13 protein-coding genes are annotated in these 15,209 nt (G+C 43.4%); 7 read left to right on the plus strand and 6 right to left on the minus strand.

The window, feature by feature from the left end; all coding sequences use genetic code 11:
- Window position 1 precedes the first annotated feature (1 nt).
- The 4 genes from AAEY75_RS01070 to AAEY75_RS01085 form a co-directional block, all read right to left on the minus strand.
- Window positions 2-1,693: a BCCT family transporter gene (locus AAEY75_RS01070; protein WP_352257861.1), complete on the minus strand. Its 1,692-nt coding sequence runs from the start codon at window positions 1,691-1,693 to the stop codon at window positions 2-4.
- A gap of 176 nt (window positions 1,694-1,869) precedes the next feature.
- Complete coding sequence (locus tag AAEY75_RS01075; RefSeq protein WP_352257863.1) at window positions 1,870-2,859, minus strand: membrane dipeptidase; 990 nt, start codon at window positions 2,857-2,859, stop codon at window positions 1,870-1,872.
- Between the two features lie 107 nt (window positions 2,860-2,966).
- Window positions 2,967-4,442, minus strand: coding sequence for an aldehyde dehydrogenase family protein (locus AAEY75_RS01080; protein ID WP_352257865.1), 1,476 nt, complete (start codon window positions 4,440-4,442; stop codon window positions 2,967-2,969).
- Between the two features lie 59 nt (window positions 4,443-4,501).
- Window positions 4,502-4,891, minus strand: coding sequence for a RidA family protein (locus AAEY75_RS01085; RefSeq protein WP_352257867.1), 390 nt, complete (start codon window positions 4,889-4,891; stop codon window positions 4,502-4,504).
- Window positions 4,892-5,065: 174 nt separating this feature from the next.
- Between AAEY75_RS01085 and AAEY75_RS01090 the strand changes: the two genes are divergently transcribed.
- Window positions 5,066-5,971, plus strand: a complete 906-nt coding sequence (locus AAEY75_RS01090) for a LysR family transcriptional regulator (RefSeq protein WP_352257869.1) — start codon at window positions 5,066-5,068, stop codon at window positions 5,969-5,971.
- A 51-nt stretch (window positions 5,972-6,022) separates the two neighbouring features.
- Here AAEY75_RS01090 and AAEY75_RS01095 read toward each other — a convergent pair whose 3' ends face one another.
- Both AAEY75_RS01095 and AAEY75_RS01100 read right to left on the minus strand, forming a co-directional pair.
- On the minus strand, window positions 6,023-7,249 hold the full coding sequence (locus AAEY75_RS01095; RefSeq protein WP_352257871.1) for an NADH:flavin oxidoreductase/NADH oxidase family protein: 1,227 nt from the start codon (window positions 7,247-7,249) through the stop codon (window positions 6,023-6,025).
- 77 nt (window positions 7,250-7,326) lie between these two features.
- Entirely contained in the window at window positions 7,327-7,635 is a 309-nt protein-coding gene (locus AAEY75_RS01100) for an ArsR/SmtB family transcription factor (protein WP_352257873.1), read from the minus strand.
- A gap of 177 nt (window positions 7,636-7,812) precedes the next feature.
- On the opposite strand from AAEY75_RS01100, the gene AAEY75_RS01105 reads away from it, so the two are divergent.
- From AAEY75_RS01105 to AAEY75_RS01130, 6 genes are all read left to right on the plus strand, one after another.
- Window positions 7,813-9,510 carry a phosphoethanolamine transferase gene (locus tag AAEY75_RS01105; protein ID WP_352257875.1) on the plus strand — a complete coding sequence of 566 codons (1,698 nt, stop codon included), beginning with the start codon at window positions 7,813-7,815 and terminating at the stop codon, window positions 9,508-9,510.
- Window positions 9,511-9,553: 43 nt separating this feature from the next.
- The gene (locus tag AAEY75_RS01110) at window positions 9,554-10,240 is read left to right on the plus strand and encodes a response regulator transcription factor (protein ID WP_352257877.1); all 687 of its coding nucleotides are present in this window, start codon (window positions 9,554-9,556) and stop codon (window positions 10,238-10,240) included.
- Between the two features lie 107 nt (window positions 10,241-10,347).
- The gene (locus tag AAEY75_RS01115) at window positions 10,348-11,694 is read left to right on the plus strand and encodes a sensor histidine kinase (RefSeq protein WP_352257879.1); all 1,347 of its coding nucleotides are present in this window, start codon (window positions 10,348-10,350) and stop codon (window positions 11,692-11,694) included.
- Window positions 11,695-12,015: 321 nt separating this feature from the next.
- Window positions 12,016-12,501 carry a diacylglycerol kinase gene (locus AAEY75_RS01120; protein ID WP_352257881.1) on the plus strand — a complete coding sequence of 162 codons (486 nt, stop codon included), beginning with the start codon at window positions 12,016-12,018 and terminating at the stop codon, window positions 12,499-12,501.
- A gap of 164 nt (window positions 12,502-12,665) precedes the next feature.
- Window positions 12,666-13,415: a PAP2 family lipid A phosphatase gene (locus tag AAEY75_RS01125; RefSeq protein WP_352257883.1), complete on the plus strand. Its 750-nt coding sequence runs from the start codon at window positions 12,666-12,668 to the stop codon at window positions 13,413-13,415.
- A gap of 362 nt (window positions 13,416-13,777) precedes the next feature.
- Window positions 13,778-15,199 (plus strand): cytochrome c, encoded by a 1,422-nt coding sequence (locus AAEY75_RS01130; protein WP_352257885.1) that lies wholly within the window; start codon window positions 13,778-13,780, stop codon window positions 15,197-15,199.
- Window positions 15,200-15,209: the final 10 nt, after the last annotated feature.

Genomic DNA, 15,209 nt, shown 5'->3' on the forward strand with positions numbered 1-15,209 from the left:
TTCAATCAATTTTTTCAGCCAATTTTTCCTGAGCACGTTTTTCTTCACTAATTTTATGTCTGGTTTCTACCTTATTGGGACGATACAAGTCTTGCTCTCGTGCCATTTTCTGAGCAATCTGTGGCCCATTCCATAATGAAGGCAACAATACAAAAGAGACTGGCACGGCGGTAATCACGATAAAGGACTGCAACGCTGTCACGCCGCCCGAACCTAGAGAGATTAAAACAATCGCCGTTACACCCATCATAATGCCCCAAAAGGTGCGAATCATGGCGTTCGGCTCACGCTCGCCACTGATGACCACACTGATGGTATAAGTCATCGAGTCGCCAGTGGTCACGATAAATACCGTCGTCAAAATCAAGAACAATATCGAGGTAATCAAAGGAAATGGTAGTTGCTGCGTGACGGCTAATAATGCACCGGGTAGATTGAAGCCTTCAAATGCACTACTGACACTACCAGGGTTGGCAATCTCGAATGCTAAACCAGAACCACCAACGACGGTGAACCAAAAGCACGTCACGAGCGGTGCAATAATACAAACGGTGGTAATTAATTGGCGAATCGTACGACCACGTGAGATGCGAGCGATAAAGATGGCCATCATCGGGCCATAGCCTAAAAACCAACCCCAAAAGAACACTGTCCAACCGCCAAGCCAACCTTCATCACCGCGAAACGTCGCCATTGGGATAAAGTTATCGACCATCGTACCGACACCTTGGATATAACCATTCACGATAAAGTTGGTCGGCCCAAATATCAGAATAAAGAGCATCAGGGCAACCGCCAATATGACATTAAAGCGGCTGAGCAACTGCATGCCTCGAGCAAGCCCACTGATCGCTGATAAGGTATAAAGCGCAATAGCAAATACAATAATGATGAGCTGAGTGGTAAACGTATCAGGGATACCAAACAAGGTGTTGAGTGCATAGCTGGTTTGTAGACCCAGAAAACCGATAGGACCAATCGTACCAGCGGCGACGGCGACGATACAGCAAGCATCGATAATCGCGCCCGTTTGACCAATGAGTACGCGCTCACCAAACATAGGATAAAGAAGCGTACGAGGCTTCAGCGGCAAGCCTTTGTCATAATGCAGATGCATGACCACAATCGCTGTCAAACTACCGACAATCGACCACGCCAAAAATCCCCAGTGCATAAAAGACTGTGATAAGGCATTAAAAGCCCGTTGTTGTAAGTCTGGTGACTCACCATATAACGGAGGTGCTGAAACGAAATGAGCAATGGGTTCTGCCGCAGCCCAAAAAACCCCGCCGCCAGCCAGCAACGTACAAAACAGAATAGCCATCCATTTGAAATTGTCCATTTCAGGCTTTGGTAAATTACCCAAGATGACACGGCCAGTCCGACCTGCGCCAACCGCTAACGCGATAACAAAAGTGGCAAGAAGCAAAATTTGCCAGAAAGGACCGAAAACATTAGCCGACCATTGAAAACCAACATCAACGATCGTGGCTAACTGCGCTTCTGCAAAAATTGCCATGAGCACAAAGATCGTAATAAAGCCGCCACTGTACCAAAATGCAGGGTTTTTAAGCCCTAGCGTGTCAGCATCTGTAGAAATTAATGTGCTAGTGACCTTTTCCGCCTCTGTATCTGTATTGGCAGCGCTTGAGCGTCCTTGCTCATCTTGATTAAATCCCTTTAAATCGGCCATGATGTGGCTCCATATGCTAACGTTTCGTTATTTAAATCAGGTGCATAGCAATGATGATATATCTAAACAACCTCGCTATACTGTCTACTTCAAAAGGTTTTATGCTATAAAACGTCTGTCTTCTTATAGCGATTTCGAGTAACCGTTGATTGAAACACTATTTTCAGACTGAGTGGTTAAGACAAAGGCTTTAAGCCTTGTTCTAAAAAATCGAACCAGTTTTGACCGATGACTTTTCCAGCATCACTTTCATTAAAACCGTGCTTTAGCAGACCGTTATAGATATTTTCCATACCATCTTTGCCAGCGAACCATGGCAAAGTATCTGGCCAACCTGAATTATTGGCATTGCCTTCACCATAGTCCATGGCTTTTGACCAGCGTCCATTACGCATCCACTCAAGCACGGCTTGCGGCTGATTGAGACATAAGTCACTGCCAATCGCTAAATGCTCGACGCCATATTTATCAGCGCAATTGGCAATCATGGTACAAAAGTCATCAAGCGTACATGCGCTACCATTTGGCAAATGGAACGGGTATAAACTAAACCCTAACAACCCGCCTGCTTGGGTCAAGGCACTGATGACCGTGTCTGATTTATTACGCAAGGCCTCATGAGCCGTGGTCGGATTGGCATGGCTGATACATATCGGACGCGATGACACTTCTATCGCCTCAAGCGTTGAACGCTCAGCGCTGTGTGACATATCGATAATCATACCGACACGATTCATCTCAGCGATGGCTTGCTGACCAAATCGGGTGATGCCACTGTCGTTCTGCTCATAACAACCTGTCGCTAGTAAGCTCTGGTTGTTGTAAGTCAGCTGCATAATCAATAAGCCTAAACGACGCATCACGCTAATTAAGCCAATTTCATCATCAATTGGTGAGCAGTTTTGTGCGCCAAAGAAGATGCCAACTTTACCCTGCTCTTTTGCCGTTTTAATATCAGCCACTGAGTACACAGGCAAGATAAGATCTGAGTTTTGCTCAAAGCGTGCATGCCATTCAGCAAAGCGGGTCGTGGTTTGGCGAGCGTCTTCGTGATAGACCAAGGTGGCATGTACCGCATTAATACCACTGGCTTGTAGCATCTTGAAGTAGTCGCGATCCCAATGGCTATACTGTAATCCGTCAATGACGATATGGTCTTGGTACATATCAATTCCCTTTAATGCTTTTATAAGTGACCGCTATCATTTTCTATTAAGTGCGTGTTTACAACCTGTCGCGTTGATAGCAGCTAACATGCTTGTCAAGAAGGTCTCTAATACGCTTTTTGATAAGCAGTCTTGACGATGGTATAGAACTCTTTGGCATATTGACCTTGCTCACGCGGGCCAAAGCTTGACTGTTTACGGCCACCAAATGGTACGTGATAATCCGTACCTGCAGTCGCTAGATTGACCATGACACAGCCTGCTTGTACTTGCTCTTTGAACATCGCACTGCTGCGCAAGCTCTGAGTAATGATGCCGCCCGTCAGACCAAAGCGCGTGTCATTGGTCATCGCAATCGCTTCTTCTAGGTTTTTGACACGCAAGACACACGCCAGCGGTGCAAACACTTCTTCTTGGTTGATATCCCAGCTGTTGTCCGTCTCAGTAAACAACGTCGGCGACATATAGTAGCCGTCATGCGGCATCTCTAAACGCTCACCGCCAAACGCTAAATTGGCACCAGACTGCTTGGCTTTTTCGATCCAGTCCATGTTTGATGCCAGCTGCTTGTCATCGACGACAGGCCCCATAAAAATACCGTTATCAAGCGCATGACCTACCTTTAAGGTTTTCATTTTGGCAATCACACCGTCTACAAACGCATCGTGAATACTGTCCATCACGATGAGGCGTGAAGAAGCGGTACATTTCTGCCCTGAACCACCGAACGCACCAGCCACTGCCGCATCGATAGCGACTTGCAAATCGGCATCGTCAGCGATAACCAAGGCGTTTTTGCTGCCCATTTCAAGCTGACAACGGATAAAGTTTGGTGCAGTCGCAGCAGCAACTTTGCGACCTGTTGGTACAGAGCCCGTAAAGCTAACCGCGTCGATGTCTGTAGAATTAATGAGCGCATCACCGACTGACGAGCCGCCACCCAACAGTAAGTTAAATGTGCCTTCTGGCATGCCTTGACGATGAATTATTTCAGCCAACGCGACCGCACTGGCAGGTGTTAAATTCGCAGGCTTCCAAATGACACTGTTACCAAAAGCCAAAGCTGGCGCGATTTTCCACACAGCAGTGGCGGTTGGGAAGTTCCAAGGTGAGATAATAGCAACCACACCGACTGCTTCGCGAGTCACTTCGACTTTAACTCCAGGGCGCACTGAATCAGCCGTATCACCCATTTGACGCAATACTTCCGCCGCATAGTAATGGAAGAACTGGCCTGCGCGATAAATTTCACCGCGACCTTCCGCAAACGGCTTACCTTCTTCAAGAGACAACAGCGTACCTAGCTCATCACAGCGAGCAATCATTTCATCGCCAATCGCTTGTAGGATAGACTGCTTTTTTTCTAAAGGAGTCGCTTCCCACTTTGGTTGAGCTTGACGCGCCGCCGCAATGGCATCTTTGACTTGATCCCTACTCGCTTGTGCGAACTCACCGACAGTTTCAGTGACATCAGATGGGTTAATATTGGCAACGGTATTTACGCCTGCCTGCCATTCACCATTGATGTAAAGTGATTTGGTTGGGTCTTGCTGCAATATCTGTTGGGCGGTGTGAGCTGACATAAGAGCTTCCTTGATAAAGTATTAAATATTTGATTTATTGACCAGAGTACATTCAAAATTTAAGGCACAGCGGCATATACGACCAACTCAACCAGCATCTCTTCACGAGCCAATCCTGCTATCACCAGCGCTGCCCGATTTGGATAAGGTGCTTCAAAGTATTCGGCGTAAACTTGATTAACCGTTTTTAAATAGTCGCGATCAGTCACATAGATCATGACTTGTAGTACCGAATCCATGCCAACATTGGCACATTCTAATGTGTGCTTGAGATTGTCTAACGTTTGACGGGTTTGCGCTTCAATACCACCTGCAACCACATCACCATTCTCATCGATAGGAATCTGCGCAGTGTACAATGTACCATTACTGGTGATCGCCCACTCCAAGGGTGCTTTAGACGCATAAAGTGAGGTTTTGATAGCTTGTTTGGTTGAATGAGTCATCATGTTGTCAGATCCTTTGATAAGTGGTTTCAGCAGTAAGCGATCTGAAATTTATTTAATCATTGCCAACTGCTATATAACTTATCCTACTTAATTAGCAACGATAAATCTAACTAATTAAATTTGAATTTTGATAAATTTAATCTATCATTTAAGATAAGTTATGGAAAAATAGTCTTGGATGATCTGAATATGAAGCTACAGCAATTACGACATTTTTTATTTGTGGTAGAAGAAGGCGGATTTCGGGCGGCGGCTGATCGCGCTAACCGTTCGCAAGCCGCTTTATCAGCCTCGATAAAGGAATTGGAAAAGACTTTAGGACAACGCTTATTTGAAGTGGGAAACAAAGCGATATTGACGCCCTTTGGTGAGACCTGCTTACCAAAAATGGAGCAGTTTCTTACCGTTTATCAAGCGCTAGAAGACGACCTTAAAGCCTCTGCAGCTGGCGACAAAGGTAAAATTAGAATTGCAAGCGTGCCATCACTAGTGACTAAATTATTACCTAGCGTGTTGGTCGAATACTCAAAGAAATATCCTGATATTGAGATTGTATTGATAGATGACAATTCTGTCGGTGTGGCCAATCGGTTATTGGCCGGTGAGATAGATTTGGCATTGGGCAATTGCACCAGTATTGATCAAACGAATATAGATTTCACTTTACTTATATCAGATCCCATTGGCGTGGTCTGTCTGAAAAACAACGAGCTGAACAACGAGTTAAATCAATCGCAAGGGCTAACATGGCAGCAGCTCATGACCCAGCCGTTTATCTATAATGGCACTTGCAGATTGCTCGAAAACACACCGGCCGAGGCGCTCAATCGCAGAGCAAGATATACAGTAGAAAACATCACATCGCTATTTTCTTTATTGCGTAATGATCTTGGTATCACTACTCTACCCAAGCTTGCCTTCCCTGCTAATGAGCCCGAATTGGTTTGGATAGATTTAGTTGACCCTTCTTTAAACCGACAGATCGGTATCTTCAAACTTGCTGATAAATCTATCTCTCCCCCAGCTCAAGCATTTTATGATCTCTGTATCGCATATGTCCAAGAGAACTATTGGCTGTAAAGTGATGAGGTTTACTCTAAATAAGAGAGCCTAAAATTAAGGTGTTTTGTATTAGATACGACCGAAAGCCTGATGCCAATCACTACAACGAGCCTCATCTCTCGCATCATAAATACTCATAGCAGATTCTAGGTCTAAATCGAAGGCATCCTCATTATCTTCTGCTAATGCTGTTAGTCGCATGGAATACCAAGCAGTGACACCGCCTGGAGGGTTGGTATCGAATCTTGGAAACTTTGAGTCACCACCTTCAATATTTAACCAGTCATTGGCTAGATTTGGATTTAATGCCATACCACGACCTATACTGACCATATCGACCGCGCCACTCGCAATAGCATCAACAGCTTGCTGACGCGTTTTAAAACCGCCTGTCGCCATAATAGGAATAGTGGTTATCTGCTTTGCACGTTGTGCAAAACTAACGAAGTAAGGCCCACTACCAGAGCTGCTGTCTGAGCTTGCAGGAGCACCTGGAAAATAAGTACCACCGCTGATATCAATCAGATCGATAGAAGTCTGATCAATGATACCAATCATCTCCATAGCATCCTCTTCTGTTAGGCCGCCTTCTAATTGATCGGTTGAGTTTATCTTAATACCAATGGGGAATGCATCGCCCACCGCCTCTCTAACGGCTTCTATTACCTCATATACGACACGGAATCTTCCTTCTATAGATCCACCGTATCCATCGGTGCGTCGATTGAACAATGGAGATAAAAACTGACTTAGAAGAAACCCATGTCCTGCATGTATTTGAACACCACCAAAGCCTGCATCTTTAGCAATCATGGCTGCGTTTGCATACATAGCTGGTAACGACTCGATATCTTCTATGCTCATCCCCTCGCATTGTAACTCTGCAAGATCTAAGGCAGAAGGGCCTTTGGGTTTACTAACAGGCAAATATGACAATGCACCAGCGTGTCCAAGCTGTGGCCAAAGATGTGCACCATTGATAGATCCACGACGTGCCAAATCCTGTAATGCCTCGATATCTGAATTTGGGTTTAATACTAAATTGCCAGGCTTCTCAGGATAATGAGGAGTACCTTGTACTTCGCCAATCAATGACAATGCGACGCCGCCTTGCGCCCAGCGCTCATAAAGACGTGATTGAGCATCCGTTGCATTACCACACCCATCACCGAGAGAATCTGACATTGCGGCCTTCGCCATTCGGTTTTTGAGCACTACCCCGCAAGGCAGTTCAAGTGGCTTACCTAATATTTCTGCTAGGTTGGTTGGATTAATTTTGGTCGTTGTTTGTTTCATTGGGACGCTCCATCGCCATATCGAAATATCTCGATATTGTATTTTAAAAACCTATCTTAGACTGTGAAAACAGTGTATTAAAGCTTTAGCAGTTCTTTCTCAACCTCGCTGAGAAAAGCTTTAATATTAGCCTCATCGCGTTGATAAAATGTCCATTGTCCATGGCGTTCAGCAATGACCAATCCTGCTTTTTTTAATACACCCATGTAATTCGAAATGGTTGATTGTGACAATCCTGCTTTTTCTTGGATATATGCCACACACACACCGTCTAAATCAGCGTGCTCTGGTAATGAGGCTGGAAAGTTCGACCTGTCTTTTAGCCATTCAAGGATTTGACGGCGCATAGGATTATTAAGGGCGGATAGTACGTTTTCTATATTCATATAACATGATATCTAGATATGCTATCAAGAGTCAATTACTTCTTTAGCACAACTTTGATTAATAATTTAATCAATCATAGCGTCCTATTGAAAAACCAGCTACCTTAACGTCTTCTTAACAAGCCCCTTGTTATGGTGAGGAACATGTTCCCTATAACGCTGTTGAGAAGCCAGATTATGTCAATACCTCAATTAATGAGCGCCAATGATACTAAGACTTATAATAAAAATAGCGATATAAGCACAATAAGCAAAGTGTCTACTCGCGAGATTAATCTCCATTATTTGATTATAATCGTTGCGCTCTATTTGGTCGCCACAGCGAATATTGGGTTTTTTGAGCAAGTGCTGAATATTTATCCTTTTCGCACTCATATTGCCTTTATAACATCCCTCACAGGTCTGTTATTCGGACTCATGTGGCTACTGTTTCAGTTGCTATGCTATCGACCAATTGCAAAGACCGTTCTGATTTCGATGGTATTGATAGCTGCTGTATGCGGCTACTTTACGGATGCTTACGGGACGATATTTGACACCAACATGCTGATCAATAGTATGGAGACGGACCAAGCCGAAGCAACTGGCCTGATGGCACCAAGCTTTTTTGTTCGTCTTATTTTATTGGGCATCATACCCGCTTTTATGATTGCCAAAACCCCTATAAAACGCAGTCCTTTACGTCGTGCTGTCTTACAACGCATTATGACTTTGATACTGTCGCTTGCGTTTATAGGCGCATGCCTTTTGCCCTTGGGCGATCAATATGCCACCTTTTTTCGTCAACACAAAATAATCCGTAGTTACGCCAACCCCATCACCCCTGTCTATTCTGTTATCAAACTGGGCACTGATTACATTGATGAACTACGTCGGCCTGACACGTTGATACTGCATGCGACCGATGCCAAGCGTCTAGCACCTGTTACTGGATCCGGTACTAATGCTGCAAAACCTAAGCTAATGGTATTTGTCGTCGGTGAAACCGCCCGTGCCGATCATATTAGTCTCAATGGTTATCAGCGCGATACCATGCCATTACTTGCTAGCCAGCCAGACATTTATAGTTTCAAAAAAGCCACCTCTTGCGGGACATCTACCGCTTACTCAGTACCTTGTATGTTTAGTTATGCTAATAGAGAAAACTATGATTCTAAGAATGCAAACTATAATGAAAACGTACTGGACACGCTACATAAACAAGGTGTCAACGTCATTTGGCGAGACAACAACTCTAGCTCTAAAGGTGTGGCCAATCGCGTCACGTTTGAAGACTATAAAACGGCTGAGACTAACCCTAATTGCGATGTTGAATGCCGGGATATTGGTATGCTCGATGGTTTTGACAAACTTGTTAAGTCAAGCGAAACACCTAAAGATACGCTTATTTTACTGCATCAAATGGGCAATCATGGTCCTGCTTATTACCAGCGTTACCCTAGCGAGTTTGAAGAGTTTAACCCTGTCTGCATGACCAATGAGCTAGCCAAATGCGATGACCAATCTGTTATCAATGGTTACGATAATGCCATTCGTTATACCGATTACTTCTTAGATAACGTTATTGATACGCTAAAAAATTATGAGCAAGACTATGATGTGGTGATGGTATATATCAGTGATCATGGAGAGAGCTTAGGAGAAAACAATATTTATTTGCATGGCCTACCCTATAGTATTGCACCCGATACCCAAAAGCAGGTACCAGTCATCATCTGGTCGCCTACTAGCAACAGCATTGATAACCATAGTCTTGCTCGTATGACTGATCAGCCCGTATCACATGATTTCATTACGCCCACTTTACTCAGTTTCTTCGGTATCATAACCGATGAAGTGGCAGCAGAACCCACCTTTTTTAAGCTGGCCAGTTAGCGTTTTAATCCATTCACAACTGGCATTTATGCACGAGACATCTATGTACAAAATACTTATTATTGAAGATAATCCTGATATTGTGGCCAATATTTATGCTTTTTTTGAGCCCAAAGGCTTTGAGTTGGACAATGCTCACAATGGTATCAGCGGCTTAACGCTCGCTGCTAATAATCGTTATGACGTGATTTTATTAGATGTGATGCTACCGGGCATGGACGGTACAAAACTGTGTAAAAAGCTAAGAGATGAGCTACATAATAAAACCCCAGTACTCATGTTGACGGCGCGCGATACTATTTCAGATAAAGTCGCAGGATTCGATAGTGGTGCCGATGATTATCTGGTTAAGCCCTTTTCTTTAGTGGAACTAGAGTCACGCATCAAAGCCCTTATACGTCGACATCAAGACGACCACTTCCAGCATAGTATAGAAGTCGGCAAGCTGTCGTTAAACATAGAAGAGCACACCATTACACGTGAAGGAAAGTCGCTAAAACTCACGCCAACAGGCTTTAAAATACTAAATGTGCTCATGAGCACTTCTCCTCGAGTCGTCAGTAAAAACGAGCTAGAAGAAAAGGTATGGGGTGAGGACATTCCTAGTAGCGATGCCCTGCGCACACATATGCATGGTGTACGTGCACAAGTCGATAAACCTTTTGTACAAGCCATGATAGTCACGATACCTGGTGTGGGTTACCAAATCATTGATCCAGATAAAGTATAAAATTCGCTGCTAGCTTTAACAACCTGTCCTTGTGATAAAGAATGTTTAGCTATTTCTATGGCCGCTTCTTTCTTTTTCTTTTTGCCTTTCATTACGAAGTAAATACCATGTTTAGTATCGACTCCATCGTTAATAAGTTTCGAATCTCTTACTTCTTATTTGCCTTATTGCTTTGCGCAACTTTCGTCAGTATTTTTCTGTACGCGGAAAGCAGAATAGAACAGGAGTTAGTCAAGGCCCGTCTATTACAGCAGCTTGATCTTAGTCAAGAGAAGTACGGCGATCAGCCTATTTACACTGCCGACCCAAGTATTAAAATTTACCGCTACGATGTTGCACCTGCCAACCTACAAGCATTGGCGAATGAAAAAGTGCAAGAAATGTCGGTCACTATCAACGATGAGTCTGGCAAAACTCACGCCAACCTTCATTTTTTTATCGATCAGCAGGGTGAGCAAGCTTATATCTTGACCTACGTAGAAGGGGTTGAGATGGTGATGAGTCACTATCCGGTTTTAGAAATCTTCGAAAGCTTAGAAGATATTTTTGCCAATGCCTTGAGAGCGGCTGTCATTTTGAGTTTATTAATCGCAGCGATATTCTCTCAGCTGTCCTCTAGGCAAATCACCAAACCGCTATTAGATTTAAAAAAAGCCGTAGAAACCGATCATCAAAATCTATCCCAACTGACACATATGCCTTCAGAGGTTGGCGTCTTGGCTCGAGCTATCGATGATAAAAACCATAAGCTAGAGCAATATCTAAAGCGTGAGCAGTTGTTTACAGGCGATGTCAGCCATGAGCTGCGCACCCCTTTGACTATTATCATGGGAGCATCAGAGGTACTGGCCTCACAATTAGAACATGACAGTCACTTAAGTGAATTTACCAACCGCATTAGCAATACTGCTAAAGAAACTTCTGAGATTATCAGTGCTTTACTATTACTCTCTCGTGCGCCTGAAAAGCTAGACACGCCGCAAACCTCCATCAATGATATTGCCTCAAATGAAGTGGCGCGCTTAAGATACTTGCTACGCAATAAGGCAGTGACTTGCACCGTAATGGCTGAACAAGAATGTTTCGCGTACGTACGACCCGAGTTACTAAAAATGGCATTGGGCAATCTAATAAAAAATGCGTTTCAATACACTGATGATGGTGAGGTAGTCATTACGATTGATGCCGAAAAAATCACCGTCACGGATACAGGGCTTGGTATTCCTGAAGTGATGATGCCTTTGCTATATGAAAGATTTGAGCGTCTAGAACAACAGAACAATGATCAACAACTGAATACCGCGTTATTGTCAAAAGGTCAGTCTAGCTACCATGTTGAAGGCAGCGGTTTAGGGCTTAGTATCGTGCAACGCATCATGACTCATATGGACTGGCAACTAACGCACCAAGCCAATGAGGCTGGCGGTAGCACCTTTAGTATTTATTATACGTAGCCTCTTCTATAGTCAGTCCTCTATAAAAGAATGCCAGCTTGAACCTCGCTTGAAGTATTGCATCCACACTTAACAATCGCATACGTACATCGCATAAATATAAAAAAGCAAAAGCATCTCATCTTAACGTTTTCTTAACAGCGCCCCGCTCATACTAATACCCAAGTGCTAACCAGTGACCTCCTACACTGGGATCATTAAAACAATAATTATAGAAATGATCGCACTTACTCTATATTTTCAGAGATAAGAAAGGCGAGTAAAAGCACTACGTACTCCTTGCCATACACTCAAAATATCCCTAACGATTGAGCCATCAATATGAGCATCAATACAAGCAACGTCAAAATCAGCTCTATCGTCAATCAACAGATAGATTCCTATTCTAAAAATAAGAGCACACCTGATACTCTTTTGATATCCGAAAACTTTGCGAGCAGTGCAAAAGGTAAAAAAGGTCTGGATCGGATCCTAAACGCAACAGGATATTCTATAGATGGTTTCCGTGCTGCTTATAAGTTTGAAGCCGCATTCAGACAAGTTCTCTGGCTCAATCTACTGCTGTTCATCTTTATTATATTTATGCCTTTTGCTATCAGCATCAAAATGATGCTGGTGTTCGCCTCTTTCTTATCCTTAATCGTTGAGCTTATTAACACAGGTATCGAAGCGAGTGTCGACCATACCTCTACTGAGCAACATCCATTAGCAAAAATAGCCAAAGACGTCGGTTCGGCTGCTCAGTTTCTAGCATTACTATTATTGTTTATTTTGTGGCTAATGGCATTATCGACCTTTTTATCTTAAACAGTATTTGGTGCTCAGTATCACTACCATAATGTATGTATAGTTTATTCAGTTTAAAAGAGAGACAAGGCAACCGAGTGTAGATGTATATGTGATACTTCAAGCGAGGTTAACGCGGTAACTCTTTTATAGAGAATTTACTATAGGGCTAGTTGAGGTTTCAAATGATTCTAGAGGATGATTCAACAGATTGGGTTTGGCTTAAACTCTTGTGCTTAACGATTATTGCGGCTTTAACTTTTGAGCATAGCCAATTTGATATTCGTATTAGTGAGCTGTTTTATAGCCATGGACAATGGCTCATCCAAAAAGATGCACAGCCTTATGCTTTCATTTTTTATGATGGACCTAAAGCCTTATTGATTCTCCTAGCACTCTATTTGATTACCGTATTAATCTTGAAATACAGACAATATCCAAACAGCATTTCTACAACCAATAGCAGTAAGCTCCGTAAATTTATTATCCCTTTATCCATGCGTGAGATAAGCTATCTTTTGACGATTCTTATCGTAGTCCCTACGTCTATTGCACTATTAAAAGGGATGACACATGTGAGTTGCCCCAATCATTTAACACTCTTTGGTGGGAGCTTACCGTATCTAAATGTCTGGCAAAACATAGTCGCCGACACGCCAGCCAAATGCTTTCCAGCCGCACATGCGAGCGCAGGATTTTCTTTGTATGGTTTGGTATTTTTACCCACTCTAAAAAAATATCGTTATAGAATATTTGAGAGTGTGACGGTCTTAGGCTGGACGATGGGACTATACAAAATGCTCTTTGGTGACCATTTTTTCAGTCATACATTAGTATCGATGCTGCTGTCACTAACCATTGCTTGTGCGCTTTCTAGCCTATTTTTTAAGAAGAAGACTACCAGCACAATTAAAAGCATTACCCTCAATGTTTAAAGAACTTTATAGATATCTTTAATAGCAAAAAACATCCTAAAACGATTTGACCGTAACGATGATGCGGCCATCGTCGAGCAAACACTACTTAGGTCATCCATATTACTCCCACTAAAATATTGCTACTAAATATTTGAAAAACAATGTATAAATAATCAATAGTAACCAATATATGAGTCGATAAAAATATGAATCGCACTCGTCGTAATCGTCATTGATGTGTAGATGACCTACAAAGGAATGTAGCCATGAGCCTTCTATTTGAGTGTCAGAATAAGCTGCTACGATAGAAGCCGCCCATACGACTGATGCTGCGAGCAAGCGTTATAGATAGGAGCTATTACTAGCATTATAGGGATATTATGAAACCACTTTCTATACCGATATCAGCACTGGTTGTTAGTCTGGCTTGCAGTACGGCCTATGCTGATAATATCTATCCTGCGCATACTGATTTGCTTTCTAGAACTAGCCTGCCAAATGTTAGTCCACTGAATAGGGATCTCGCCAATCGCGGGGCTTATGTGGCACGTACGGCAGATTGTATGGCTTGCCACCGTGAAGATTACAGCGGCGGCGTACCGATAGAGACGCCTATTGGCAATATTTATTCAACCAATATTACGCCTTCTACGCAGTATGGTATCGGCAACTATACTGAAGTTGATTTTAAAAACGCGCTTCGTAAAGGTCGTTCGCCAAAGCACCAAATCTATCCTGCCATGCCCTATCCGTCCTATCACGGTATATCTGATGCTGATATCAGCGCTTTGTTTGCTTACTTTCAGACAGTACCTGTCATTGACACACCTCCTGAAAAGACCACTCATTTGCCATTTCCATTAAATATCCGTAGCTTGATGCTGGCATGGAATGTCATCAATGTACCCTCTGCTGAAAATCGCTCAGGACTGACTCCCGTACAGCAGCGCGGTGAATATTTGGTAAATAATCTAGAGCATTGCGGCACGTGTCATACGCCGCGCAATCTTACCCAAGGCCTCGATAAAGATCGCTATCTATCCGGAGCACCGCTCGGTAAGTGGTTTGCCCCTAATATCACGCCTGACAATGAGACGGGTATTGGGCACTGGTCTGAGCGTGACATCATCGCTTATTTGCGTACTGGAAAGCTTGATAAGCAAGCTTATGCCGGTGGCCCTATGGCCGAAGCGGTAGCACATAGTACGCGCTATCTCACTGATGAAGACTTGAGTGCGATGGCGTCTTATCTAAAAGTCGTCCCAGCAATCAAGACGGATGATTACTTAATACCAGTTAATGTCGCTCGACTCCCCAGCCCGAAAAGCACTTCTATCACCTATGATTTACTTGAGCAAAAGGATTATTTGACGAAGGCAAAAGCCGACAAGTCTCATGTCGCTATTTATCAAAACAATAGTCAAATCAGTAATCAAAGCAGCAGTCAAAATAACAATCCAAACAAAGTAATGGAAAATAGTAATTCACCAAAATCCCTATATCTGACTCATTGCGCCAGCTGTCACGGTGTCGATGGTTACGCTCAACCTGATGCCCGCTATGCTGCTATCGTCGGTCTCAGCAGCATCCGCCGCGCTAAACCTGATGCGCTTATCGGCGTGATTGCGTTTGGGGCAAAAGGTGCATTCAATACCGCACCCAAGATGCCTGGCTTTGAAAAAGACTTGAGCCACGCACAGATTGCTAGTATTGCCAATTATGTGCGAATCAACTTTGGTGGTTTACCCAGTAGTGATGTGAGTGCTGACGAGGTTAAGCGAGTGATAAAAGAGAAAGGCTAACCCCAAAAAT

Source organism: Psychrobacter sp. TB55-MNA-CIBAN-0194 (genome assembly GCF_040309505.1).
Lineage (GTDB): Bacteria > Pseudomonadota > Gammaproteobacteria > Pseudomonadales > Moraxellaceae > Psychrobacter > Psychrobacter fozii.